Raw genomic sequence first — 25161 nt, 5'->3', positions numbered from 1 at the left:
TCGTTTTGAGCAGGAGCGAAGAATCTTATACGGCGATGAACGCAGAACAGGTATGTCGGATAAGATTCTCCACTATGTTCAGAATGACAGAGGCTTTTTACCTAATCTCTCGTATCTATTCTCTGATTAACTACCCTCTAATTAACTAACCACTACTCCTCCACCATCTCGCTGTTCGGGCTGCTTACTTCGGGCACTTCCTGTTTAAAATAGCGCTTCTGAAATATAAGGATAGCAATTACACCTACTGAGATTGATGCATCGGCAAGGTTAAATATAGGCTCAAAAAATTCAAACGACTGCCCGTGCCATACCGGGAACCAATCAGGATAAGTGCCTTTAATTAAAGGGAAATAAAACATATCAACCACGCGCCCTTCAAATAAGTGCCCGTTTTGATACAGCAAGCCGTAAAAAGTAGAGTCGATAATATTGCCCAGCGCGCCGGCAAATATCAGCGCCACGCACATAATAAGGCCGCGGTGATATTTGTTTTTAATAAGGTAAACCAGGCCATAGCCAATGCCGCAAACCGCAACAATACGAAATAAGGTTAATACCAGCTTTCCTATTTTGCCGCCAAGCTCCCATCCAAAGGCCATGCCATTATTTTCAGTATAGCGCAGCATGCCGTGGCTTCCCAAAAAACGAATTTCGGAATCAAACGACATGTGTGTGCGTACCCAGGTTTTTATTACCTGGTCAATCAACACAATAAAAGCAGCAACAAGAAAAGGTTTGGTGTAGGCTGCCTTCATTTATTGCTTTAATTTTGCTTCCATACTTAAAGTAGTATGCGGTACAGCACGTAAACGTTCCTTAGGGATCAGTTTACCGGTTTCGCGGCAAACACCGTAGGTTTTGTTCTCAATTCGTACCAGGGCTGCCTCAAGTTGCTCAATAAACTTTTTCTGACGTGCCGCTAACTGGTTAATCTGTTCTTTTTCAAGTGTTGCTGATCCGTCTTCCAGTGTTTTATAAGTACCGGCAGTATCATCAGTACCATTCGCATTTGGTGAACTTAAAGATGTTGCAAGGTTGTTTAGTTCTTCTTTGGCACTGCTTAGCTTTGCCAATAAAATACCTTTAAATTCCTGCAGGTCTGATTCTGAATACCTGGTTTTTTCGTTTTCTTGTTTCATTTATATTTTACTTATAGCAATCAAAATTTCATTTCCGTCAATCTCAACCAATTCTCCTTCATTAAGCTCATTATCAAGCACAATGCTTTCCGCCAAAATTTCGGCGCAAATATAGGATAAATTATTGTTTACAGCTTTGCTGATAAAAGGGTGGTTACTTAGCTTAACATTTATCCTGTCGGTCACTTCAAATTCTTTCCCTTTTCGCAGGTTCTGGATCCGATTGATAAGCTCGCGTGATATGCCTTCCTGTTTCAACTCGTCGGTTATAGTAACATCTAAAGCCACGGTTAGTTTTCCCAAATTTGCAACCTGCCATCCTGTAACATCTTCGGCTATGATCTCCACGTCCGAAAGGTTGATCAAGTGCCGGGTAGGCAACAGCAAATCACCATTGTTTTCAAGCGCTGCAATATCATCCTGGCTTAAATTCCCGATAGCTTCGGCAACGGCTTTCATATCCTTGCCCACCTTAGCACCAAGGGCCTTAAAGTTTGGTTTGATCTTCTTTTTTATAAAGCCGGCGGTATCTGTAATGTACTCAATGGCTTTAATGTTGGTTTCGGAAAGAATCAAGTCTTTAACCTGCTCAATCTGGCCCTCAAATTTCTTATCCAGTATGGGCAGCAAAATTTTGCTCAGCGGCTGCCTTACGTTGATGCTCACTTTTTTACGGAGCGACAACACCAGCGAGGAGATATCCTGTGCCATCTGCATTCTTTCTTCCAGCTCGGCATTTACCAGGTCGGGATGATATTCGGGGAAGTAAGCCAGGTGAACCGATTCAAATTCCTCTTTTTGGGTGATGCTGTTAAGGTCGGTATATAAACGCTCAGCAAAGAACGGCGCAATGGGCGACATGAGTTTGGCAATGGTAGTTAAGCAGGTGTAAAGCGTTTGATAGGCCGACAACTTATCCTGCGGACTGTCCGAACGCCAGAAACGCCGGCGGCTTAACCTTACATACCAGTTGCTTAAATGCGCATCCACAAAATCCTGGATAGCGCGGGCCGCTTTGGTAGGCTCAAAATCGGCATAAAAAGCATCCACCTCTTTGCTTAAGGTATTCAATAAGCTGATGATCCACTGGTCAATTTCAGGGCGGTCCTTCAATGCTATCTCCGCTTCGCTGTAAGTAAACCCGTCAATATTGGCGTACATTACAAAAAAGGTGTAGGTGTTATAAAGCGTACCAAAAAATTTACGGCGTACCTCGTCAATACCTTCAGGGTTAAACTTCAGGTTATCCCAGGGGGCAGCATTGCTGATCATGTACCAGCGCGGTGCATCGGCACCAAACTTCTCAATGGTCTCAAACGGGTCGACGCCGTTTCCCAGCCGTTTGGACATTTTGTTGCCGTTTTTATCCAGCACCAATCCGTTCGAGATCACATTTTTAAAGGCTACACCCTTGTTGCCAACCTCTTCGTTTATCTTTTTAATCTCGTCGCTGGTTTCGCTCAACATTACCGCTATGGCATGCAGGGTAAAGAACCAGCCGCGTGTTTGGTCAACACCTTCGGCTATAAAATCTGCCGGGTAGGCATTTTTAAATTCCTCTTTATTTTCAAACGGGAAATGCCATTGCGCGTACGGCATGGCGCCGCTGTCAAACCAAACATCAATCAGGTCGGGTTCGCGGTACATTGGCTTGCCGGTTGATGAAGTTAAAATCACATCATCAACGTACGGGCGGTGCAGGTCATCAATAACAAAACCGGCAGGCATTAACCCTGCTGCTATTGATTTTTCAATTTCAGCGGTCAGATCAGCTATCGAGCCGATACATTTTTCTTCACCACCGTTTTCCTCGCGCCAGATGGGCAGTGGGGTACCCCAAAAGCGGGAGCGCGAAAGGTTCCAGTCAACCAAATTTTCCAGCCAGTTACCAAAGCGGCCTGTACCGGTCGATTCAGGTTTCCAGTTAATGGTTTTGTTCAACGCCACCATTTTATCCTTTACCGCAGTAGTTTTGATAAACCAGCTGTCCAACGGATAATATAAGATCGGCTCATCGCTGCGCCACGAGTGCGGGTAGCTGTGTTCGTATTTCTTAACGTCGAACGCTTTGTTCTCTGTTTTTAGCTTGATCGAGATCAGCACATCGGTAGCTTTAAAGCCCGGGGCCTCGCGTTCTTCTTTGCTGTAATATTCTTCTTTTACATAAAGGCCGGCAAAATCAGTAACCTCATCCACAAAGCGGCCCTGCTTGTTTACCAGTGGTACTTCCTTGCCAAATTCGTCATATACCATTACCGATGGCACACCATTTTCCTTACAGGCCCTGAAGTCATCCGCCCCAAAAACGGATGCGGTGTGAACGATCCCGGTACCATCCTCGGTAGTAACAAAGTCGGCAGGAATTACGCGGAACGCATTCTTCTCCAGGTTTTCGTTGGTTACATAAGGCATCAGCTGCCAGTAGTGCAGGCCCAGCAGGTCGGTGCCTTTATAATGGCCTTTCACCTCCCAGGGGATGATCTTATCACCGCCTTTATAATCGTCAAAAAAGGCGTTTTCGCCCTCGGCCTTAAAGTGTTTGCCTACCAGGTCATTAGCCAGTATAACCGTTACCGGCTCATAGGTATAAGGGTTAAAGGTGCTGATTTTTACATAATCAATTTTTTCGCCAACGGCCAGTGCGCAGTTCGCGGGCAAGGTCCACGGGGTGGTAGTCCAAGCCAGGATGTATAAATCAGTATCAACACCCTCAAACAAAAACTCCGAATCCTTATCCCTTTTAACCTTAAACTGGGCAGTGATGGATGTGTCTTTCACCATTTTGTAGGTGCCGGGCTGGTTCAGTTCGTGCGAGCTGAGGCCGGTACCTGATTTAGGCGAATAAGGCTGTACCGTATATCCTTTGTATAATAAGCCTTTGGTATGAAACTCTTTCAGAATCCACCAAAGCGACTCAATGTATTCGTTTTTATAAGTAATGTAGGGGTTCTCCAGGTCAACCCAGTAGCCCATCTTTTCGGTAAGGTCGTTCCAGATGTCGGTATAGCGCATTACCTCCTTGCGGCAGGCGTCGTTATAATCCTTAACCGAGATGGTTTTACCGATATCATCTTTGGTGATGCCCAAAGCCTTTTCAACAGCCAGCTCAATAGGCAGGCCGTGGGTGTCCCAGCCGCCTTTGCGTTTTACCTGGTAACCTTTAAGTGTTTTGTAGCGGCAAAAAATGTCTTTTATGGCACGCGCCATCACATGGTGAATCCCGGGCATCCCGTTTGCACTCGGCGGCCCCTCGTAAAATGTGTACGGGTTGTTCGCCGGGCGACTGCTGATGCTTTTTTCAAAGATGTTGTTCTGTTTCCAGAAATCAAGTACATCTTTGCCTGTCTGCGATAAGTTTAACTGCTTATATTCCTTGTACATCCACCTCAAATTTTAGAGGTTGCAAAAATACGGATTTTTACGATAAATAGTATGATATTAAGCATTATTTGGCGGTTTGAATGGGGAAATGACTGAAAGATTGTTTTGGGGGAAGCCGGTAATTTGTCTGAACCTTGATTTTCGAGATTTAAGGATTAGCTTGATGAGGAGTGTCGCTTTGTTACCTAAACGCGGGGCACGAGAACCCCACCGCTTTGGGCCTGCGCTGCATTCTCGCGCCAGAAGGGAGAGGAGGTCACCTCTTTGTCCTGCGCTGCATTCTCGCGCCAGATGGAGGTTATTGATCAGAAGATCGATTACATTCATGAAAATCCGGAAAGGAGGTTGACGATTATTTATTGATTGGGATTTAAGCATGCCGCTTAAATTGTTGCATTTGAGCAAAAGATTAGACAGGCGACCGTTATTTAGATTATGTATTACTGCATAATTTTTTATCTTTGATAAGACACCTAAACGATGCTCAATGCTTAAATTTAGATTTCGGTTATCAATAGAAATTAATTTTAGATACTTAGTAACAATTCGTTAGGCAATAATTTGCATAAATTGTTAAAATAAAAGTGTCGGCACCGAAATCTATAATCCTATAATTTATGATATTACAAAATTTTGAAGTAAACGATCTATATGGTAATCAATCACTAAAAATGGAAATTAGTGATAATATTTTATTACTTGTTGCCGAAAATGGGTCGGGTAAAACGACACTTCTTAGATTGTTATACTTATTTCTTTCAAAACAATGGTTCAAATTAATTGAATATGAGTTTAGCACAATAAATGCCGTATTAGATGATGTAAAGTATACATTTAGAAAAAACGAATTTCAGAATATTGGTCTAGATTCTGAAAAGATTAAAGCACTTATATTAAAATATCCATTATATGAAAAATTCATAAAAGAGGAGTTAAAAAGGTATGATATTAATCAATTGTTAAAAGATACATATTTGTTAAACGATATTGAAAGCGAGTTTGACATCCCTTTAAGCCTTTTATTTCGAATCGTACAGGACTTAAAAGAACTTTCCTTCGATGAAACTAAATATAATTGGGACGTAAATATAATTTACCTTCCAACCTATAGAAGAATTGAAAGGGATTTTCATTCGTTATTTGGAGACTTAAATAAGAGACTCGAGCAACATATATTAAATTTAGTCCCTGAGATAAATCTCCGGATTGAATCAGAGAAATCAGAAAACGACAATGAGGAAAGCGAAACTGAAGCCGATCTTCAAAAAGTGTTTAGTGAATTGTGGAAGACGAGAGATATTGAAAAGTGGAAAAGAAAGAAAAATGAATCATCGCAATTAGAACTTATTGAGTTCGGAATGAATGACGTCAAGTACAAATTAAGTGAATTATTAAAGAAAAATGAGTTAAATCAAATTGCTGAAAATAATCTGTTGGTTGATCAGTTTTTAGTTAACTGTAATAAGTATTTATCCAATCAAAAGGAAATGCGACTTTCTAAAAATTCCAACTTTTTAGAAATACAGAGAATAAATCTAGAAGATTGCCTTGATTTGGATACCCTATCATCTGGAGAAAAACAAATAGTGTCACTTTTTAGCTATTTGTTGCTAGATAAAAATAAAGTTTTTGTAATATTCGATGAACCGGAAATTTCGTTGTCAATTAGTTGGCAAGAAATGCTTTTAAATGATATTTTGACTTGCAATTGTGAGGGCCTTGTTGTCGCCACACACTCTCCTTTTGTCATTTCGGACTCGTTGAAAAAATACACTCATGGCCTAAACGAATTCATTGTTAAATGATGAATTTCTTAGATAGTTTCTTTTTCAAAGCAGAATCGATACTACCACGTGCAGGTAATATTCGTCTTTTACAACACTATAATTCTCAACACAAAACAATCCATGTTTTCGTAGAAGATGAGGATGATTTTGAATTCTATCGCCCATTTATAACTTTGACTTATATAGATTTTAAGATTATTCCGTATTTTCAAAAGGGGAAGAAATATGTAAAAGAGGCGTATTATGAGATAAATTGGAGTAGGTTTATAAAGTCGAAAGTCCTGTTTTTTACGGATAAAGATTATGATGACATTCTCGGTAGAGAAACAGTAAACGACATAAATTTTTTTGTAACAAAACACTATTCCATAGAAAATTATTTAGCTACTGTTGAATCGTTTGATTTCATATTGTCACGATGTTTTGGATTAAAACATCAAGGACTAAAACAAAACCTTTTAGATAAGTTTAAAAACACATATGAAATATTTCAATCAAATTTATTGCCTATTACAGCATTTATATTGATTTATAGAAAAGATGAAAATCACCTTAAACTCGATTATTTAAAAATGAGTTATTTTTTCCATTTTGATGAACTTGAAATTTTTTATAAAAAATTAGTGCCTCAATTTGAATTTGATAAAACTACTAAAAGTCTAACCATTGCTAAATTGGAAAAGCTTATTATTAGAAACCAATCAATATTAGAATATATCGAAGATAAGTGTTTTGCGGACCGCTCTAATTTTTCTCTAAATAAATTATTGGGTCATAGGAACGCTATAAAACTTATAGATGACCCCAAAAAATATATTCGAGGAAAATATGATATATGGTTTTTATTAGAATCTTTTCGATGTGTAGAAAGAATGACTGGGAAGATTAATCTCAAAATAAAAGAAATGAACAATTCTTTAACAGAACATCAGCAGATTCCGTTAATTCGTAAAAATATAGACCTTAATATAAACAATGTGTTTGACGTACTACCTCCTAAAATAAATATGCCAACGGATATCAGACAATTCTTAACTATCAATCTGGATCATTTAAATGGAAACAATTAAAGAAATTTTCAATCACAAACTCTTTAGAATACCGGATTATCAAAGAGGGTATTCGTGGGAAAAGAATCATTTGGATGATTTTTGGCAAGATATTTCAAACCTCCAAAAGGATAGAATTCACTACACAGGTATGATAAGTGTCGAGGAAGTAGATAAAAGTGAATACTTTAGCTGGGAGGAAGACAAATGGTTGATAGAAGGCAAAGGTGATAAACCATACTTTATAGTAGATGGACAACAAAGAATTACGACAATTATCATTTTAATTTGGGTAATTTCTGATAAAATAACTGATTTGGAACAAATCAGTTACAATAGTAAAAAAGATATTATCAATAAATATATATATACAGAAAATCTCCCTGAACATAAAAAATCCTACATATTTGGCTATCACAAAGACAATCCTAGCTATGAATTTTTAAAACGAGAAATCTTTGAACAGATTGATGGCGTAACTAATTCAGAACTTGAACAAACGGTTTACACAAACAATTTACTATATGCAAAGAAGTATTTTATCGAAAAAGTTGCAAAGCTAAACATTAAGGATTTAGGCGACTTATTTGATAAAATAACCAAACAGCTAAAATTCGACTTCAAAGTCCTGGAAAAAGAATTAGATATATTTATTGTATTTGAAACAATGAATAATCGAGGTAAACCTCTTTCTAATTTAGAAAAACTTAAGAATAGATTAATTTACCTTTCCACTTTATTAAAAGACGACAATCCAGACCTCAGAATTCAGTTAAGAAATAATATTAATGAACATTGGAAGACCATTTACAAATATTTAGGTTTAAATAAAGAAAAAAAATTAGACGACGATTTATTTCTTCAAAGTCACTGGATAATGTTCAAAAGGTATGAGAGAAGAGAACCCGAATTTTACGCAACGGATATATTTGAAAGGTATTATACATCTCAAAATGTTATCTCAGGGGAGGAAAATTATTACACAATAAGTAACTATATTGAAAGTCTTGCTTTGAGTGTAAAACAATGGTTTGTGATGAATAACCCCTCGCATCGTCATGCGCAAGATCTTGCTGCATCAGATAACGTAATTTTTTGGTTAAAAAAATTAAATCGCTTAGGATTTAAATCATTTGCACCCTTAATAATGGGAGCCTTAGTAATTGAAGAAGACAAACAAAAAATTGTACAGCTTTTAAAAGCGACAGAATCATATGTGTTTTTAATTTTTGATGTTTCATTTAGACGATCAAATACCGGTACTTACCATTTTAGTGCTAAAGCTAGTGAACTATATAATAAAGAAAAAGACATTATTGAGCTAATACACGATATAAAATACTGGATTTACGGAGATGATGATTATAATGGATATTTTGATATAAATAGTTTCTACTCATATCTAAAGGATTTGTTTGTTAGAGAAGGATCAAATGGCTTTTATGATTGGAAATATTTAAGGTATTTTCTATTCGAGTATGAACTTTACTTGAATGATAATATTTCTTCAGGTAGAGATTGGAATGAATTGAAATTCGTAGAATATATTTACCCAAATAACCCCGTAAAAGCATGTTGGAAGTCGACTTTTAAGAGATTCAGCGCTAATGAGAGAAAGCGATTAAGTGGGAGCCTGGGTAATTTTACGTTACTTCCCCATGCAGTATTGGAAGAGGACAATTGCTTTGAGGATAAAAAGCTATATTTTTTAAATTCAAAAAATTCGTTGGAAATCGCAAACTTAGAAAGCTGGGGCCCTGACGACATATTAAGCAGAGGGGTAAAAATGTTGGGATTCATGGAAAAAAGATGGAATATTTCAATTCCGGAAGATTTTAAGCAAGAGCTTTTATTTTTGGATTTTGATTTTGAGAAGAGTTAACTAATGACAAAGGGCTCACTATTCTGGAAAGAGAATCTAGCTATTTCATCTCAATCTTTTTCAATGCCACTACCACAAGGCTAACGAAGCGAACTAATTTAACAAATAGAGGAATTTGTACCTTAAGTTATGGCTGACTAAATAGTTTGCGACTTGTTGCCTGGTTATCTGTCAGCGGGCCACAAGGCAGTACCTTGCTGTAGCGATAGATTTAGCGCCAACAGTCACGCCCCGCAGAAAGCGGAGATTGAATTTTCTCTTAAACTTATGCCGGGTTGCCCCTGCGTTCCAGGTACCGGTCGCGGCCATGGCCGGGGCCATATTTGTGGTAGTAAATAGCCATGGTTAGCTTGCTGTAATTATCATACCAGGCTTCATCAAAGGCTACCGACTGGTCCTCTTTAAACTCTATGACCAAACTTTGGGAAAAAGCCGCTCCCCAGCTGCCGTTATTACCCCGCGTTCTGTAAGTGCCAACGTTGGTGATCTCCGTAAAGGGGATAGTTAACTGCTTATTAAAAACAACATCGTACACAATAATTTCGGCAGCAGTTACCGTAACCCTTTTCCATGATCTTGAAAAGAAATGATAATATACCCAAAGCGCACCACACAAAAGCAGCGTAATTGAATAAGCAAGCAAAGGGTTTGCAAGGTTACCCTGCAGGCATGTATAAAGCATTTCCCCGGTCAGCGCTAAAAACACAACCGCGCCGGCTATCGCCCGGTTATAATAGGAGCTATCAAAATTGGAAATTATAGTTTCATCCATAAGGGTTGCTGTTTGCCGGAGTTGAAATGCAAGGTTTTTCAAAAGTATCGAAAATTTTGATGCGATGCCCAGGACTTAATAAGTTGCCTGCTTGGGAGATAGCGTAGTGGCTGACAGGCGGATAAGGATAGCTACAACTTTATCCAACATAGCATGTCGGTTACCTAAACGCGGGCCATAACGTGTAGACTCCCTGCAGTAGCACCGGGAATTTAGCACTCCCGTTTTTGCGTGGTGCTCTGCCGTCGTCATAATCATTAAAAACCGATAAAAAGTAGTGTTTAATGCAAATAATCTCTTTTATTTGTCAATCGTTATATTTATTTTGATATAACGGAATGTATTTAACCTGTTTTTCTCAAACCAGATCATTTATGAAAATAAACTTACCCTTACCTCATTGTAAAACTACGTATTACCGGTTGCTTCAAATTTGTTTAATTACACTGGGGATTGCCGGATCCCTATTACCTAAAAGCGTATCGGCACAAATAAAGGACGTGTCGCCCGATTCGATAAGATATGGCGGGTCGATTTACCAAAAAATTAAGCCAAAACCAGCTTATCCAAAAGTAGTGGGTTATCTGAGTATCATTCTGCCGCTCAAAACCTTGTCTGCCGGAAAATTCACCTCAAACTTTTCACACCATACCAGCAGTATCGGTTTCCCCTTGGGTGTAAATGTATTATACAGTGAACGATTTGGTTTTAGCTATGAAATTACACCTACTATTAAATCATCCGGCGGAAGCAGCAGGGTTAGTAACCTGTTAATTGACCCGGGTACCATGTTTCGTTTCGATCATGGCTTTACTATAATTACCCGGCTGGCTTTTGAAACCTCCGGGCGGTATGGTTTTACACCGGTATTTAACCAGGTTTATGCGCGGTCTAAGGCGGTGAATTATTTTGTGGCCTTGTCGCTTCCAAACCGGTTTGGGAACAGCGAGCCCTATTCTCTGGGTTTAAACCTCCAGTTTGGTTTCACTTTCAATTAGCAGAATAACCAGTACGCTGTATGCCCGGTCATTGTGGCGCAAAGCGGGTCTTATTTTCGGGAGACGGAGTAGTGGCTGCCATAACTTTTATTCAACATGGCACGGCGGCAACCTAAGGGCGGACCACAAGGGTGAACCCTCAATGCTATTAACTTAAGGACGCCTTAAACATTTAGCCCCCTCTAAATCTCCCGGTAGCGGCCGGAATAATAAGAACACCATTTTAACATCACCAAAACTTCCACCATTTATTTCTTAAATTATCGTTGCTTATTTGTTGGGGCGCGCTGCGCGCCATCTCCAGGGATGCTTTCACTTCTTTTTCAGGAAACATAATGTCACTATCATGTATATATTGGAGCGGAACATATCCAAAATTGTTCCCATCCTGGCCAATTATTGTTACATATGCTCTTGTCAATCTAAAAAAGGCAGCCGGATCTTTTGCTATTCTCTCTAAAAAACCATTAAAAGTTTTAGCAATAGGTTTAAGTGTATTAAAGTGGGGCTGGGGTTCTAACAAAAAAATATTACCAGCATTTTCCCCTTCTAAAAAAATTGTCAAACAAGTGGGTCCTCCGTCAATTTCTGCAAATGCTAACCATTTGTGCTCGCTTCGATAAAGTGTTTTGGTCTTGTTTAGATCGATGGTCCATGCCAGCTCTCCTTTTGGCAGATACTGATCCGTAAATTTTATCAAGTCAGCAACTGGTAATTGTCTCATCAAGGGTTTTTTTATTACATTCCCGGGGAGGACAGGCGTTGCCAAGCTAAACCCATTGCATTTGGTATAGAGGTCGGTCAACTCAATATTTGTACAAATTTTTTTGAAGTTTTCTAAGCCTTTCGGATCGATCTTTCTATCAAGCGTATTTTCAATTTCAACGGTTATGGCTTCTTTAGTTGAGTTGACGTCAAATTTAGCTTTAAGTAGCGGGCTTCCAGTTTCAAATAAATCAAAGAAAGCCTTTTTGTTTTTTATTTTATCCATCTATAATTCCAAGGTTTATTGCCCGTCTAAACGATGCTTAAATGAAATAATTTAATTTGTTATTAGTTAGTAATCGACCTAATGGTATTAAGAAACTCAGAAATAAAAACCTAATAGACCTTGCCTTATTTTTGCTCTGTTAATAATGCGCTTACCAGCCAAACCCTTAGTACATATCTCCCGATTTTATATTTCATAATGCTGCTACGACGAATTAAATATAACAATTATTCATTATCGTTTGATGCCCATTTTGGCCTTTCACCAATGGGGAGTAATCTGCATTGTTCAAAAGCCTCTGGCAGTAGCAAAGCCTGGCTGGTTGCTGGTCTGTTTTTTATGAAAGCTGTCACATTTTCCAGTTAAAAAAGGCGAAATCCTCGAAAAATGCCAAATTTTATTAAATCACAAAATATGAAACATGTTGATTATTAATTAATTATGAATACGTGTTCAAAAACATAAATTTATTAATTGCTGATTATCAGTCACTTGCATTTTAGATATTTGTTAAATACATGAAAATCAGCATGTTTCACTTTGTTCCGCCTCGTTCTGCTGAAAAATGGAACGCTTTGCCGGCTATTATACATCCGTAGAAATTTCTTACCTTACGGCATTGGCGAAACATTAAACCATGATCTTTCACAAAGCAATAAACAATAACATTATCAGCATTCTGGGCACGTGGGATCCACTTTTACCGCGCCACAGGGCTATCTTTAAAAAACTACTCACATACAGCAAAAGCAAGGGGTTGAATCCCTATGTAATTATTGTTTACCCGCAGCCAGGCATCTTTATTTACGGCAACGTTTACAAGGATTATTTTGACCTGCCGGCAAGGATTGAGCTTTTTAAATATTTAGGGATCAACAATGTGCTGGTGCTTGACATTGGGCGCGACGATCTTCGGGCGGGAGCCGCAGGGCTTTTTGACGAATTATTTAAAGACAGTACCATGCAATTGAAGGAGCTGTGGGCAGGCGAGAATCAGTATTTTGGCACGGGCGAAAAAGGGCTAACCTGGGCCCTGCAGGACGAATGCAGGGAACGGGGAATCAGGCTGCATACGTTGAAGAATTCGTTCAAAGTGGTGCTGGATAAAGACGAAGTTGCACGCAGTTTCCGCACCGGCAACTTCCGGCAGGCAGCGGCCATAGTGGGCCACTTTCCAACCTATTTTCTGCACCCCGGCCACCACATTAAAATGTACGACGGCACCTACAGTGCCTGCCTGAGAATTACCCCCTTCGATAAAACCAACGAAATACCTGTTACTGTTACAATAGCTGATGAGCAATTAGCTGAATTTAACCACCCTGGCGGTTACAGCTGGCTGGTGCTTAATGGGGTAGCTGGGGTATAGTTGGTACTCAATTATCTATTCCAGCTACCTCCTGCTGATACTACTTTGCTTTATAAACAAACGAAACACTGTCAGTAACGCGCAAACCGCTCATGCTTTGGCTGTTGTAGGTAATGGTATAGCGTGCTGGTTTAATGATGGCAAAAGCCTTAAGCAGGTCCACATTTGCGGAAAGGCTGTCTTTCCCTTTTACCTTAATATAGCTGCTTGCCGGTGGGGGCATTATCCTTTTGGCCATGGCTCCACGGTAATCGGCCTCTTCGCCGCTTTCGCTTTTTACGTCCAGGTATTTACTCATTAAAGGCTCAAACGGCGTGTGCCATTTACAAAACTGCTGTGCGGAATCGGCAGGGTTATAAACAGTAAATTTAAGCAATACAGAATCGCCTGCTTTAATGGTGTCCTTAATTTTCATTTTTGCGAATAACCCTTTTTCAACGAGCGGGGTACCCGCATTTGCCGTCGAATCTGTGGATTGATTATTCCGGGTTTTAACGCTGCATGCCGAAATGGTCAGCATGGTAATAAATAAAATAGATGAGATGTTTTTCATCCGGCAAAAGTAAGGCCTTTTATTCATCCGCATGAAAAAAAAGCCTTACTGTGAACAATACAGGGTATAAAGCGCATTTTGTATTACCTTTTCAACGGATGTCGACGGGCTGTTTTTCGGTTTTGCTACAGCTTTAACTCTCCCCAGCCCTTCCGGTATTCGCGTTTGATATATTGATTTGCCGGTTCAAAGTTGGTAATCTTCATGTTCTCGCCGTCCCACTTAAGCGCGGTGTACCTGCCGCTGAACTTATAGCCCTCCATGTTGCCATAAACGGGGTCGTTGCGTTTAATTTTTTCCTGCAGATCAAACGTGCGCAGCAGCAGGTTGCCCATCAGCACCGTTTCGGTTAACGGACCGGCATACCCTACAAATGGCGAGTCCACCTCCATTTTGCCATACCCGGCAATGCTGGCATCCACCCATTGCCACCAGTGGCCGTCCATGCCACCCTGGATGCGCGGATATTTCTCCGCCACGTGCACATCTTTATTTAATGATAATGGTAGCAACCGGGGGTGACTGCCACCCCAGCCGCAGCTTACCTTCCCTTTACTACCAATGAAAAGGGTGCAGCCCTCAAAATCATTTTCGGCCGGGATGTCGCCCAGCGCTTCATTCATATTTACCGAGGGGTCAAGCTCCGAAAGTCGTTCAGGGGTAATACCGCCATCCATCCAGTACAGGTCAAGCGGTTTGCCGTTTTGCTGGGTAAACTTAAATTTTATGGAGCTGGATACCGGCCCGCTTTCTGGATAAATCCCTTCCTTAAATATGCCTTTATAAACAGTGCTGGCGCTTCCAGAAACCTCGGTTGGATAGCCCAGGCCCAGCAGCTTAAACGGCGGGCCCATAATGTGGCAGCCCATATCGCCCAGGGCGCCGGTGCCAAATTCCCACCAGCCGCGCCAGTTAAAAGGCACCAGGTTGTCAATATAATTAGTTTGTTTGGCGGTACCCAGCCACAGGTCCCATTTCAATTCCTTCGGCACAGGCGGACTCGTTTTTGGCCACGAGATACCCTGCGGCCATACAGGGCGGTCGGTCCAGCAATACACTTTCTCAATGTCTCCTATCAGGCCTGCTTCAAACCATTCGCGCATGGTGCACATGCCGTCGCAGCTGGCACCCTGGTCGCCCATTTGGGTAACCACCTGGTACTTTTTGCTGGCTTCGGTTAATATGCGCGCCTCGTAAATATCATGCGTAAGCGGTTTTTGCAGGTATAAATGCTTTTTAAGCTGCATGGCACTCAGGCCCACCAGCGCATGGTTATGGTCAGGAATGGCGACAGTAACGGCATCAAAGTGTTTACTTTCTTTTTCAAACATTTCGCGCCAGTCGTGGTAAAATTTTGCTTTAGGGAATTCCTTGCGGCGCGGTGCGGCCATGCGGTCATCCACATCGCAAAGAAAAGCCATTTCGGCATTCTTCTTCGGGGCGGTAGCATAATGATGAATATCGTTTTCCGCTTCGCCGCCGCAGCCTACTGCCGCAATGTACAGCTTGTCGCTGGGGGCGGTATAGCCCTTGCCGCCCAGCACATAGCGGGGCACAATATAAAACCCGGCAGTGGCAATAGCCGCTTTCTTTATAAAGTCGCCGCGGGTAATGGCGGTGTTTTTTTTGCTTTCTTCCATTGGATTTTTTTGAATGGTTAGCTTTCGCCCCACCCTGCGCTTTTCAAAGGGTAGGGTTAAGAAACAGCGTTTAAATACTGTTCTTTGAAGTGGCTGCCGGCAATCTTATTTTTTCAGCGGTTTAACAGATACTTCTTTAAAAAAAACGATATCATTATCGCCATGGTTTTGCAGGCCGATGTACCCCTCATTAGGGCGGACGCCGCGCTGCGGTTCAAAATCAAACTTACGGGCCGGGGTTGGCTGGCCTTCAGTATAGTCGGTAACCTTTTGGCCGTTTACGGTAACAATGGTGCGCGGCCCGTCAAGGGTAATCTCCATGGTATTCCACTGCGGCCCGGGCTTGCCCGGTTTAGCCAACGGCTTGGTTAATGAATATAGGGTGCCGGTGATATGGTATTCGTCTTCCTTAGAGGTTTCCGGGTGATTGTCTATCTGCACCTCGTAGCCATAAAATACAGGCATCCATTCCTCGCGCGGCTCAATAGGGATGCGGATAAACACGCCCGAGTTGCTGTTAAACTTTTCCATTTTATACACCACACGAATGGTGCAATTGCCAAATTTTTCTTTGGTCCAGTATTCCAGCCCCATACCGCCATGGCTGCCGGTGAGGCCATCTTTAACGTAGCGGCTGCCGGGGCCCACGTGTTTCCAGCCGTTCAGATCCTTTCCGTTAAACAACTGTCGCCAGCCGTCTTTGGTTTGGGCATTGGCGTGCGTTAAAAAAAAAGAAAAAAAAGCCGCAAATAAGCCGGCAGCAAATAACTTTTTGGTAGTCGTCATAGTGAGGAATGGTAAAAGGGTTTATAATTGGATAAGCTAATGTAATGGTTTTGTTTAATTGTTGCAATAACCAATAAATTAATAAGCAAAACGGGTTGCGCCGCTTGCAAGTTAAAAAGCGCCCCTTATTACTTACTTTGCGCTGCAAACGGAATCCCCGGACATTAAAAACTATCTGCGTTGCCCTTATATTTGTAGGGCCATTATATGGAAAATCAGCCCGCTCAACCTCACCGTAAAATCATCCATATTGATATGGACGCATTTTACGCATCCGTTGAGCAGCGCGACAACCCAGAATACCGCGACAAACCGCTGGTGGTAGGCGGCCTGCCCGAAGGGCGCGGAGGCGTAGTGGCTACGGCCAGCTATGAGGCCCGCAAGTTTGGCATCCGCTCGGCCATGCCGTCAAAACAGGCGCTGCAGCTTTGCCCTCATGCTCTGTTTGTTCGCCCCAGGTTTGATGCCTACAAGGAAGTTTCGCGCTGCATCCGCGAGATCTTTAGCCGCTATACCGACCTCATTGAGCCGCTCTCACTGGATGAAGCCTATTTGGATGTTACCAATGACAAGCTCAATATCGGTTCGGCCATTGAAATCGCGCAGCAAATAAAACAGGCAATAAAGGATGAACTCCAGCTTACCGCTTCGGCGGGTGTGTCTGTTAATAAGTTTGTGGCCAAAATAGCTTCAGATATCAATAAGCCCGACGGCCTTAAGTTTATCGGCCCGGCGGCTATTGAAGGCTTTATGGAGCAGCTGCCGGTAGAGAAGTTTTTTGGTGTGGGGAAGGTAACCGCACAAAAAATGAAGAATATGGGACTGCACACCGGGCATGACCTGAAGCAGCTCACCGAGGCTGAACTTACCAAACGCTTTGGCAAGGCGGGGAGGTTTTATTTTAATATTGTTAGAGGGATTGATAACCGCGAAGTACAGCCTCATCGTGAAACAAAATCATTGGCTGCCGAAGATACTTTTGCGTACGATCTTACCACAACCGAAGAAATGGAGGCCGAACTGGATAAAATTGCAGCCACCGTTTGCAAACGATTGCAGCATTATGAACTGAAGGGCCGAACCGTGACCCTCAAAATAAAATACAGCGATTTTAAGCAGATCACCCGCAACCAGTCATTCCCGGCGGGTTTTAATGATTTAGAAACCATTAGTACAACAGCAAAAAAACTGCTTGCCGCAACAGATCCTGAAGACAAGCGCATTAGACTACTGGGTATTTCCCTTTCCAACTTCGGCGAAATTACCGTAAAAGGAAAAGATGAAAAACCAACTGATCAGCTCAGGCTGTTCCCTTTCTGATCCTTCTACCGGGGCTTTTCGCTAATCACCACCCTGAATTTATTTTTATAAACCACGCGCCCGTTGCTTTGGACATAAGGCTGAATGGATTGTAAAATAACATCCTGTACCCTTTGCAGCCCGCTGTTCGCAATAGCTCTTGCAGCTGGCCCGGATGAACATAATCCTTTTAACGCAGTGGCGGTGTCGGGGTAATCCCAAACGGTATCTACATCTTTTTGGTTGATAATGTTAAATCCGGCTTCTTCCAGCAGTTTTTCCAGCTGGTGGTTCTCGGTAAGGGCGAAAGGACCAGGAGCTCCCGGAGGCGGCGGGGGCAGCAGGCTGCCGATAGCTGCCAGGTTGCTGGCCGCTTCGCAATCCTCCTTGTTACCCCAAATCATAACCACTATTTTACCGCCGGGCTTCAATACCCGCCGGGCGCCCACAAAAGCATTGGGCGTGCTCGCCGCGTATTGAAAGGAATTAAATCCGCAAACCACATCAAAAGTGTCGTCGTCAAAAGGAAGTTCTTCCATTTCGCCGGTGCTAAAATTTGCCGTGGTATGCCGCTGCCGGGCTTGCTCAATGAGCTCTTCGCTGGCATCTATACCGGTTACATAAGCACCGGTAGCGCTGGCAAGGCTGCTAAATAGCCCCGATCCGCAACCCACATCAAGCAGTTGGGTTGTTGGGGTAAGATTTAAAAAGTTAAGTGCGTAAACATAGCCGGCATTACCGGTTTGTTCCTGTACGGTTGCCCAGTCTTTTGGATTTTTACCCCAAAGCGGCCCCTGTGTAACCCCTGACCCCATGATGCTTAGATTTTAAAAGCAAGGTAGGGGATAATTTGGAAATAAATAACAAAAGCGACGATTTAAGACCGTCGCTTTTGTTACCATTAATAAAATTTTGGCAGCGGGTTTAATTTAACGTTTTGTCTTTGGTGCCAATAAGGGTAAATGGGGTCAACTTCGCTGGCAGCATCCAGCTTTTTAACCTGGTCGGTGGTTAAATTCCAGCCTACGGCATCCAGGTTTTGTTTTAGTTGTTCTTCGTTACGGGCACCTATTATAATATTGGCCACGGTTGGTCTTTGCAGCACCCAGTTAAGCGCCACCTGGGCCACCGATTTGCCGGTTTCTTCTGCAACCTCGTCCAAAGCATCCACTATATTAAACAAATGCCCGTAGTTTGTTGCAGGGCCATGGCTGCCGCCCTGTTGTGTACGGTTGTCTTTTGGGATAGGCGCGCTTCGGCGGAACCTGCCGCCTAACTGGCCCGAAGCCAGGGGGCTCCATACTATTGTGCTTACATTTTGGTCAATCCCGGCCGGCATCAGCTCCCATTCAAACTCGCGGTTTAACAGGGAATAGTATGCCTGGTGCGCAATATATTTTGCCCAGTCGTACCGCTCAGACACCGAAAGAGATTTCATTAACGCCCAGCCCGAGAAGTTGGAGCAGGCAATATAGCGCACCTTGCCGGCAGTTATCATATCATCAAGGGCACGCAGGGTTTCTTCAACCGGGGTGTTGCCGTCAAAGCCGTGCATGTGGTAAATGTCAACATGGCCGGTATTTAAACGGCGCAAACTATCCTCCAGCGATTTAACCAAATGAATGCGTGAAGACCCGAAATCATTTGGCCCGTCGCCCATGGTAAAAGTGGCTTTGGTTGAAATGAGTACCTGGTTGCGCAGGCCCTCAAGCGCCTTGCCCAGGATCTCTTCAGAAAGGCCGCGGGAGTAAACGTTGGCCGTATCAAAAAAGTTTACGCCGGCGTCAATACACAGGTTAACCATGCGTTTAGCCTCGTCAAGCTGGGTATCGCCCCAAGCCTTAAAAAATTCATTGCCGCCGCCAAAGGTAGCTGTGCCGAAGCTGAGTACCGGAACCTGCAGTCCCGATGCCCCCAATTGTCTGTATTCCATAATAAGAAGTGTGATCTGGTGTAAAAATTCAAAGGTAACGCCAGTAAGAACAAATCAATGTCAGGGAAGTTTCAGGAAAACCAGCAAGAAGGGAAAAAGCGATTTTAAAAAGCGGGATGGTGTAACAGGGCGATAGGCTACCTGTTGGTCTGGGTGCTAAATTCAAAAAATCATCAGCGCAACATCCAAAAAATCCGCACATTTGCATATCCGCATATTCGCATAGCAACAAAATGTCATTATCCGATTTCTTTAGCCCTATAGATCAAAAAAAGGTGATCCCCGCAAAGGGTTATTACACGAGCCAGTTAGGCAGTAAAATCGAATATTACGCAGTTGATTTTCCATCATTGGAAGAAAAAACTGATATCGCCATTATTGGTGTGATGGAGGACCGCAATGCGCTTGACAATTCGGGCTGCGCCCTTGGCGCTGATTACGTACGCGAAAAATTATACCGGCTAAACGAAGGCAATTACAATACAAAGATCGTGGACCTGGGTAACATTCGCCAGGGTGCATCCATCACTGATACCTATATTGCGCTTAAAACGGTAGTTAGTGAACTGGTAAAAAAAGACATCATCCCGGTTATAATAGGTGGCGGGCAGGACCTTACCTACGCTCAGTACCTTGCCTATGAAGACCTGGAACAAAAGGTTGACCTGGTGATAGTAGATTCACATTTTGATTTGGAGGATGATGATAGCGGTAGTTCTGAAAATATTGAGACCACTTCAGCATCTTATCTCAACAAAATATTTTTACATGAGCCCAATTACCTGTTTAATTACAGCAACCTGGGTTACCAAACCTATTTTGCAAGCCAGGATAGTTTAAGGGTAATGGAAAAGCTTTATTTTGACGTGCACCGCCTGGGTGCGCTCAGCGGCAATGTTGCAGTGGCCGAACCTATTATCCGCAATGCCAGTATGATCAGCTTCGATATCGGCGCCATCCGATCATCAGATGCCATGGGAAATGCCAATGCAACCCCCAATGGGTTTTATGGTGAAGAGGCCTGCCAGATAGCACGTTACGCTGGGTTTAATGATAAATTAAGTTCTATCGGCTTTTATGAGTTTAACCCGGCGTATGATAATAACGGCCAAACCGCTACGCTGCTCGCCCAGATGATTTGGTATTTTATAGACGGCGTTTATAACCGCAAACGCGATTTTCCACTTAACCCAAAATCACAGTACCTGATTTATAAAACCAGTTTGAAGCACGACGACCACGAAGTGGTTTTTGTAAAAAGCAAAAAATCTGATCGTTGGTGGATGCAGGTGCCTTACCCCGCAGGCGGCTCAAAAAACGAACGCTTTCACCTGGTGCCCTGCCAATATGACGATTACAAGACAGCTGTATCGGGCGAAATGCCCGATCTTTGGTGGCGTACGTATCAAAAATTAAACTAAGCTGTATAATTCAAACCCTGTTTTAACGTTAACACAGCTTACACGCTGAACGCAAATGAAGAAAATAGTTCTTTTTATAATAATGCTGCTGCCATTTATAACAATGGCACAAACTCAGGAAACCTTTTTGCTGCGAAGCAAAATAGGTAATTTAAATGCCCCGGCGAGGGCCTACTTAATTTATAAACTTGGCGCTAACCAGGTGATAGATTCCGCAATTATTGCCGATGGTAAATTTGATTTCAGCGGGCAGCTCCTTAACCCATCCGCTGCTGTGCTGGTTGTTGACCATAAGGGCGTCGGTTTTGAAAAGCTGGACAGCACGGCTGATATTTTAAACCTTTACCTGGATAAAGGGGAGTTTGCCTTAAGCAGCGCCGATTCTGTATCAAAAGCGCAAATAACCGGATCGAAAATCAATGAGGATGACAAAAGACTAAAAGCATTACTTGACCCGATAAAGGTGAAGGCGCAAAAATTGGCTGCCGAAAAGAAAACAGTTGCGGCACCGCAACAAAATTCACCTGAATTCAGGAGCGCGCTGCAGGCAAAGTACAAGGCCTTGCAAGCTGAGCAAAAAGTGGTTATCAAAAAATTTATACAAGGTAATCCTGACAGCTACCTTAGCCTTTTAGCGCTTTATTCGGTAGATGGCCCATCGCCTGATCCGTTTGAACTTGATACGCTTTTTAACTCGTTGGCTGATAATATAAAAAACACAGAAGCCGCAAAAATCTTCAAAACATCCCTCGAAACATTGAAGCACACCGCCCCGGGAACTATGGCTCCTGATTTTACGCAAAATGATGTTAACGGCGTGCCGGTAAAATTATCCTCATTCAGGGGTAAATATGTTTTGATTGATTTCTGGGCATCATGGTGTGGGCCCTGCCGCGAGGAAAACCCTAACGTAGTGAGGGTTTATAATAAGTACAAGGAAAAGAACTTTACCATTATTGGTGTATCGCTTGATAAGCAAAGCGGCCGTGCCGACTGGCTGTCCGCAATAAAAAGCGACGGGCTGAACTGGACCCAGGTGTCAGACCTTAAATTCTGGAATAACCAGGCTGCTGCGCTTTACTACGTATCATCTATCCCCGCAAACTTCCTAATAGACCCAAACGGGAAGATCATAGCTAAAGACCTGCGCGGCGATGACCTGGACAATAAACTTAAAGAAGTGCTGCCAAAATAATATTTGGAACAAAATAACGCGGGGCTTTTTCGCGCCGGTAAATATACCTGTGAGGGTAACGGCCCTGCCTAATTCTTCTCATTCCTCCCGTTTTATGACTTTTTATCCGATAGTAGCCGATTTTTGACAATCGGGCTACAGCAATCCCAAATAATATTTTTTAAGTTTACGGTTAAATAATAGTAACTGATGAAAAAAACCTTATTAATGGTGCTGGCAGCCCTGCCAGCGCTCGCTTTTGCACAAACGGGAAAATATACTGTACAAGGCACCATTGGTGCTTTAAATGCGCCTGCTAAAATATACCTGCAGTTCCGCCAGTCAGGAAAAGTGCTCACCGACTCGGTGGTACTTAAGGATGGAAAATTTCAATTTAGCGGCACAGTTGGTGCATCACCGGTAATGGGATACCTGCAGCTAAACCAAAAGGGTACCGGCCCGGGATATAAAGATTACAAAGCTGTTTACCTTGAACAGGGAACCATTACGGTAACCAGCAAAGACACCCTTGCAAGTGCAAAGGTTGACGGCACAAAAACCAACCTGGAAAATACTAAATATGATATTTCCCATAAACCGGTTGACGATGCTTACGCCGCATTGGAGGCAAAAATGTCGGCAGCTTCTGATGAAGTAAAAAAATCAGACGCGTTTGTTAAAGAAAATGCAAAAACCGAAAAGCAGATTGAATGGCAGGACAACCAGATCAATAAGAAATTTATCCAGGATAACCCGGATTCGTTTATCAGCCTGAACCTTATCCAGAGCCTTGCATACAGCACCGACTATGTTGATATAGCACCCCTGTTTAACGATTTAACGCCTGCGGTAAAAGGTTCAGAAAACGGAAAGAAGTTTGCCGAAATGCTGCCCAAAATGAAAGCTGTTGCACTGGGCGCTGTAGCGCCTGAGTTTGCTGAAACTGATACCGCCGGTAAAGTGGTTAGTCTTTCATCGTTCAGGGGTAAATATGTACTTATTGATTTTTGGGCTTCGTGGTGTGGCCCCTGCCGCCAGGAAAATCCAAATGTGGTAAAAGCATATAATCATTATAAGAATCAAAAATTCACAATAGTTGGTGTTTCTTTAGATAGGCCCGGAGCAAAAGAAAAATGGTTAAAAGCTATTCATACTGATGGCCTGGCCTGGACCCAGTTATCGGACCTGAAATTTTGGGACAGCAAGACAGCCGGGCTATATGCAGTGCGCGCCATCCCTCAAAACTTTTTGCTTGATCCCGATGGAAAGATCATTGGTAAAAATTTAAGGGGCGAAGACCTTGAAAATAAATTAGAAGAGATTTTTGGAAAGATATAATTAACGTCCGAAAGTTTGTAAAGGCAGAAAGTCCGAAAGAAAGCGTTGTTGAGATCCTTTCTTCCGGACTTTTTGTTTAATAAATTCTTACAACAGCCACGTTAACCAACGGATAAGCACTAATGAATTAATAAGGCTTTATCCTTACCTAATATAAAAGCGCTTAGCTACAGCTCCGTTCGCATTCCCCTATAACAGATCGAAACCTATATCTTTTCTGAAATACATGCCATCATAATAAATGCGGCTTGCATCGGCTGTGGCTTGTTGCAGGGCGTCGAACATATTATCCTGTAACGAAGTAATGGCAAGCACGCGGCCGCCCGAAGTTTTTATGGTTTCCCCATCCAGATAAGTGCCGGCATGAAACACCTGTGAATCGCGGACGTTTTCAATACCGGTGATGATTTTATCCTTTAAATATTCGCCAGGGTACCCACCTGCTACCATCACTACGGTAGCGGCAACTTTGTCGGAGATCTTTAACTGCTTTTCATCAAGTGTGCCTTCGGCAACTCCCTGCAACAAGTCAGCAAAATCGCTTTCTATGCGCATCATTACGCTCTCTGTTTCCGGGTCGCCCATACGGCAGTTATATTCTATCATATAAGGGTCGCCGCCGCAATTCATCAGGCCTATAAAAATAAAGCCTTTATACGGAATGCCCTCCTGCTTAAGGCCGTCAATGGTTGGGATGATAACCTGCTGCTCTACTTTTTGCAAAAAATCATCGCTGGCAAACGGTACCGGCGAAACGGAGCCCATGCCGCCGGTATTTAAACCGGTATCACCCTCGCCAATGCGCTTATAGTCTTTGGCTGATGGTAAAATCTTATAGTTGTTACCATCGGTAAGCACAAAAACAGACAGCTCAATTCCCTGTAAAAACTGTTCAACCACTACTTTTGAGCTGGCCTCGCCAAACTTGGCTTCGGTAAGCATTTCTTTTAGTTCCTGCTGCGCTTCAGCTACGGTTAGGCAAATCAATACGCCTTTTCCGGCGGCAAGGCCGTCGGCCTTTAAAACAATAGGTAATCCTATGGTTGCAAGGTATTCAAAACCTTGATTAATGGTATCGCTGGTAAAAGTTTTTGATGCTGCGGCAGGGATATTGTTGCGCTCCATAAATTGTTTGGAGAAATCCTTGCTGCCTTCCAGCTGTGCGCCTTCGCGCTGCGGGCCTATAACAGGAATGTTTCGCAGTTGCTCATCGCCCAGGAAAAAATCATGGATCCCTTTAACAAGCGGCTCTTCCGGGCCAACTAACACCATATTGATTTGGTGGTTTAAGACAGCCTGTTTGATCCCCTCAAAGTCGTTTACCTTAACATTAAGGTTGGTGCCGTACTGGCCGGTACCGGCGTTGCCGGGCGCTATAAAAAGCTTTTCGCATTTTGGACTTTGGGATAATTTCCAGGCGAAGGCGCTTTCCCTTCCGCCTGAACCTAAGATCAGGATGTTCATGTGCGCAAAGATAGTTTTTTGAGCCGGAAAAGTTTGAAAAGAGTAAAGGCCTGATAGCACAAATAAATAGATGGCAGGTTAATCTTCCGTTATTTTATTCAGACGAAATAAAATGCCTGTTTGGGCTAAATAAGCACCCTTAGAATATACAATAACACTTTTGCCACTCTCAGACTAAAATA

The 25161-nt window shown here is 42.6% G+C and carries 20 protein-coding genes; 9 read left to right on the top strand and 11 right to left on the bottom strand.

All coding sequences use genetic code 11. The features are described 5' to 3' along the window. Positions 1-152: 152 nt before the first annotated feature. The 3 genes from MuYL_RS01055 to ileS are packed head-to-tail and all read right to left on the bottom strand — an operon-like array spanning position 153 to position 4523. A complete protein-coding gene (locus tag MuYL_RS01055) occupies positions 153-758 on the bottom strand; it encodes a lipoprotein signal peptidase (protein ID WP_094568763.1) in 606 nt (201 codons plus the stop codon). Next, the gene (locus MuYL_RS01050; protein ID WP_094568762.1) at positions 759-1142 is read right to left on the bottom strand and encodes a TraR/DksA family transcriptional regulator; all 384 of its coding nucleotides are present in this window, start codon (positions 1140-1142) and stop codon (positions 759-761) included. Beyond that, positions 1143-4523 carry an isoleucine--tRNA ligase gene (ileS, locus tag MuYL_RS01045; RefSeq protein WP_094568761.1) on the bottom strand — a complete coding sequence of 1127 codons (3381 nt, stop codon included), beginning with the start codon at positions 4521-4523 and terminating at the stop codon, positions 1143-1145. It lies immediately after the preceding gene. A 617-nt stretch (positions 4524-5140) separates the two neighbouring features. Here ileS and MuYL_RS01035 point away from each other — a divergent pair. Genes MuYL_RS01035 through MuYL_RS01025 form a run of 3 tightly spaced genes read left to right on the top strand, consistent with a single transcriptional unit; the run spans position 5141 to position 9241 of the window. After that, the gene (locus tag MuYL_RS01035) at positions 5141-6328 is read left to right on the top strand and encodes an AAA family ATPase (RefSeq protein WP_094568759.1); all 1188 of its coding nucleotides are present in this window, start codon (positions 5141-5143) and stop codon (positions 6326-6328) included. After that, positions 6325-7380 (top strand): DUF4435 domain-containing protein, encoded by a 1056-nt coding sequence (locus MuYL_RS01030; protein ID WP_094568758.1) that lies wholly within the window; start codon positions 6325-6327, stop codon positions 7378-7380. The genes MuYL_RS01035 and MuYL_RS01030 overlap by 4 nt, the downstream gene beginning before the upstream one ends. Then, positions 7367-9241 (top strand): GmrSD restriction endonuclease domain-containing protein, encoded by a 1875-nt coding sequence (locus MuYL_RS01025; protein ID WP_094568757.1) that lies wholly within the window; start codon positions 7367-7369, stop codon positions 9239-9241. The genes MuYL_RS01030 and MuYL_RS01025 overlap by 14 nt, the downstream gene beginning before the upstream one ends. Positions 9242-9506: 265 nt before the next feature. Here MuYL_RS01025 and MuYL_RS01020 read toward each other — a convergent pair whose 3' ends face one another. After that, positions 9507-10013, bottom strand: a complete 507-nt coding sequence (locus MuYL_RS01020; protein ID WP_157740528.1) for a hypothetical protein — start codon at positions 10011-10013, stop codon at positions 9507-9509. A gap of 374 nt (positions 10014-10387) precedes the next feature. On the opposite strand from MuYL_RS01020, the gene MuYL_RS01015 reads away from it, so the two are divergent. Then, entirely contained in the window at positions 10388-11011 is a 624-nt protein-coding gene (locus tag MuYL_RS01015) for a hypothetical protein (protein ID WP_094568755.1), read from the top strand. Between the two features lie 229 nt (positions 11012-11240). Here the strand turns inward: MuYL_RS01015 and MuYL_RS01010 are convergent, their stop codons facing one another. Then, positions 11241-12002, bottom strand: coding sequence for a hypothetical protein (locus MuYL_RS01010; protein WP_094568754.1), 762 nt, complete (start codon positions 12000-12002; stop codon positions 11241-11243). 637 nt (positions 12003-12639) lie between these two features. Between MuYL_RS01010 and MuYL_RS01005 the strand changes: the two genes are divergently transcribed. Then, positions 12640-13371 carry a nucleotidyl transferase family protein gene (locus tag MuYL_RS01005; protein WP_094568753.1) on the top strand — a complete coding sequence of 244 codons (732 nt, stop codon included), beginning with the start codon at positions 12640-12642 and terminating at the stop codon, positions 13369-13371. A gap of 40 nt (positions 13372-13411) precedes the next feature. Here MuYL_RS01005 and MuYL_RS01000 read toward each other — a convergent pair whose 3' ends face one another. From MuYL_RS01000 to MuYL_RS00990, 3 genes are all read right to left on the bottom strand, one after another. After that, a complete protein-coding gene (locus MuYL_RS01000) occupies positions 13412-13924 on the bottom strand; it encodes a protease (protein ID WP_170309712.1) in 513 nt (170 codons plus the stop codon). 125 nt (positions 13925-14049) lie between these two features. Continuing rightward, positions 14050-15564, bottom strand: a complete 1515-nt coding sequence (locus MuYL_RS00995) for a Gfo/Idh/MocA family protein (RefSeq protein WP_094568751.1) — start codon at positions 15562-15564, stop codon at positions 14050-14052. A 105-nt stretch (positions 15565-15669) separates the two neighbouring features. Next, positions 15670-16350 carry a 3-keto-disaccharide hydrolase gene (locus MuYL_RS00990; RefSeq protein WP_094568750.1) on the bottom strand — a complete coding sequence of 227 codons (681 nt, stop codon included), beginning with the start codon at positions 16348-16350 and terminating at the stop codon, positions 15670-15672. A 207-nt stretch (positions 16351-16557) separates the two neighbouring features. Between MuYL_RS00990 and dinB the strand changes: the two genes are divergently transcribed. Further along, positions 16558-17670 (top strand): DNA polymerase IV, encoded by a 1113-nt coding sequence (gene dinB / locus MuYL_RS00985; protein ID WP_094568749.1) that lies wholly within the window; start codon positions 16558-16560, stop codon positions 17668-17670. A gap of 5 nt (positions 17671-17675) precedes the next feature. Here the strand turns inward: dinB and MuYL_RS00980 are convergent, their stop codons facing one another. Together MuYL_RS00980 and MuYL_RS00975 are read right to left on the bottom strand one after the other, a co-directional pair. After that, a complete protein-coding gene (locus tag MuYL_RS00980) occupies positions 17676-18464 on the bottom strand; it encodes a class I SAM-dependent methyltransferase (protein ID WP_094568748.1) in 789 nt (262 codons plus the stop codon). Positions 18465-18550: 86 nt separating this feature from the next. Continuing rightward, positions 18551-19582, bottom strand: coding sequence for an aldo/keto reductase (locus tag MuYL_RS00975; RefSeq protein ID WP_094568747.1), 1032 nt, complete (start codon positions 19580-19582; stop codon positions 18551-18553). A gap of 233 nt (positions 19583-19815) precedes the next feature. Between MuYL_RS00975 and MuYL_RS00970 the strand changes: the two genes are divergently transcribed. From MuYL_RS00970 to MuYL_RS00960, 3 genes are all read left to right on the top strand, one after another. Next, complete coding sequence (locus tag MuYL_RS00970) at positions 19816-21003, top strand: formimidoylglutamase (RefSeq protein ID WP_094568746.1); 1188 nt, start codon at positions 19816-19818, stop codon at positions 21001-21003. A gap of 55 nt (positions 21004-21058) precedes the next feature. Continuing rightward, positions 21059-22198, top strand: a complete 1140-nt coding sequence (locus tag MuYL_RS00965) for a TlpA disulfide reductase family protein (RefSeq protein WP_094568745.1) — start codon at positions 21059-21061, stop codon at positions 22196-22198. Positions 22199-22387: 189 nt separating this feature from the next. Next, positions 22388-23515, top strand: coding sequence for a TlpA disulfide reductase family protein (locus MuYL_RS00960; protein WP_094568744.1), 1128 nt, complete (start codon positions 22388-22390; stop codon positions 23513-23515). A gap of 189 nt (positions 23516-23704) precedes the next feature. On the opposite strand, the gene purD is transcribed toward MuYL_RS00960, so the two are convergent. Further along, entirely contained in the window at positions 23705-24979 is a 1275-nt protein-coding gene (gene purD / locus MuYL_RS00955; RefSeq protein WP_094568743.1) for a phosphoribosylamine--glycine ligase, read from the bottom strand. Between the last annotated feature and the right edge of the window lie 182 nt (positions 24980-25161).

The sequence above is a fragment of the Mucilaginibacter xinganensis genome (assembly GCF_002257585.1).
GTDB classification, from domain to species: Bacteria; Bacteroidota; Bacteroidia; order Sphingobacteriales; family Sphingobacteriaceae; genus Mucilaginibacter; species Mucilaginibacter xinganensis.
The sequence above is the reverse complement of the archived record's forward strand: the minus strand, read 5'-3'. Positions and strand labels throughout refer to the sequence as shown.